3 protein-coding genes are annotated in these 1372 nt (G+C 40.5%); all 3 read left to right on the top strand.

Features of this window, described 5'->3' with window-relative positions; translation table 11 throughout:
• The coding region (locus tag SMIDD26_RS07010; protein WP_246746970.1) for a nucleotidyltransferase family protein at positions 1–593 on the top strand (593 nt) is incomplete at its 5' end.
• 132 nt (positions 594–725) lie between these two features.
• Positions 726–980 (top strand): type II toxin-antitoxin system Phd/YefM family antitoxin, encoded by a 255-nt coding sequence (locus SMIDD26_RS07005; RefSeq protein WP_246746969.1) that lies wholly within the window; start codon positions 726–728, stop codon positions 978–980.
• A gap of 3 nt (positions 981–983) precedes the next feature.
• Positions 984–1238, top strand: coding sequence for a Txe/YoeB family addiction module toxin (locus SMIDD26_RS07000; protein WP_061439656.1), 255 nt, complete (start codon positions 984–986; stop codon positions 1236–1238).
• Positions 1239–1372 lie beyond the last annotated feature (134 nt).

The following is a 1372-nucleotide window of genomic DNA, read 5'->3' as shown; positions in this document are numbered from 1 at the left end:
AGCTGCATCCGATTCAGCGTCAGGGGGCGGGTTACCATTCTGTGGATAAAGATGTGGACTTTGCTTCGGCAACAGCCCTCCGTCAACACCAGAAGAACCAAGATTTCTTAGAACGCTTTATGCCTTCTGTTGCCCTATTTGAGCAGGCCAGTAAGGTGAGCTGGGATGACTATTTTCCCTTGCTCCGCTATCAAATCTTGTCAAATCCCGACCTAACCACCATCTATCAGGTCAATCAAGAAATGGGTGTGCGCATTAAGGAAGCCATCAAGATAGCCCAGTCTGTTGACGAATTGGTCGAGGCGGTTGCCACCAAACGTTACACTAAGGCGCGTGTCAGACGCCTATTGACCTATATCTTGGTGCAAGCTAGAGAAGGTGACTTGCCAGAAGCCATTCATGTCCTTGGATTTACTGAAAAAGGAAGACAACACCTTAAGTCCCTGAAAGGGCAGGTCCATATAGTTAGCCGAATTGGCAGAGAACCTTGGGATGCTATGACCCAAAAGGTAGACCAGATTTACCAACTGGGAAATCCAAGTATAGCAGAGCAGAATTTTGGAAGAGTGCCGATTAGAATAGAAACAAACTAAGTCTACTGAAAGGTAGGCTTTTTGAGATTTTTTACGAATAAATAGATAGAAAAAGAAAATCTTGTACAAGTTCCTGACAATTTCTTTCTTTTCGTGTATAATAGTGGAAAAGAGGTAAAACGAGGTATGGTTATGGAAGCAGTTCTTTACTCAACATTCCGAAATCATTTAAAAGACTACATGAAAAAGGTAAATGATGAATTTGAGCCTTTGACGGTGGTCAATAAAAATCCAAACGAGGACATTGTAGTTCTTTCAAGGAGCGAATGGGACAGTATTCAGGAAACTTTGAGAATCGCTCAAAATAAGGAGTTATCAGACAAGGTTTTGCGAGGAATGGCTCAAGTCCGTGCTGGAAGCACTCAGGTCCATGTTATTGAGGAGTGATGAATGCTGCTCAAGTTTACAGAAGATGCCTGGGCAGATTATTGCTACTGGCAAATTCAAGACAAGAAAACACTCAAAAGAATCAACAAGATAATCAAGGATATTCAACGTGATCCATTTACAGGAATAGGAAAACCAGAACCACTCAAGTATGACTACCAAGGAGCCTGGTCACGGCGTATTGATGCAGAAAATCGCTTGATTTATATGATGGATGGAGATAGCGTGGCTTTCTTGTCCTTTAAAGATCATTACTAGAGTCTACTGCGAAGTAGGCTTTTTATTTTTTAAATTTTATTAGTAAGTTTAAGATAAAGTTTTTTGGAAAATGACAGAATCCTTAATACAAAAGACAAAAACTCAGTAAAAAAATTAGTATATGAACTTCGATC

This window comes from Streptococcus mitis, from assembly GCF_001579035.1.
Taxonomy (GTDB): domain Bacteria; phylum Bacillota; class Bacilli; order Lactobacillales; family Streptococcaceae; genus Streptococcus; species Streptococcus mitis_J.
The sequence above is the reverse complement of the archived record's forward strand: the minus strand, read 5'-3'. Positions and strand labels throughout refer to the sequence as shown.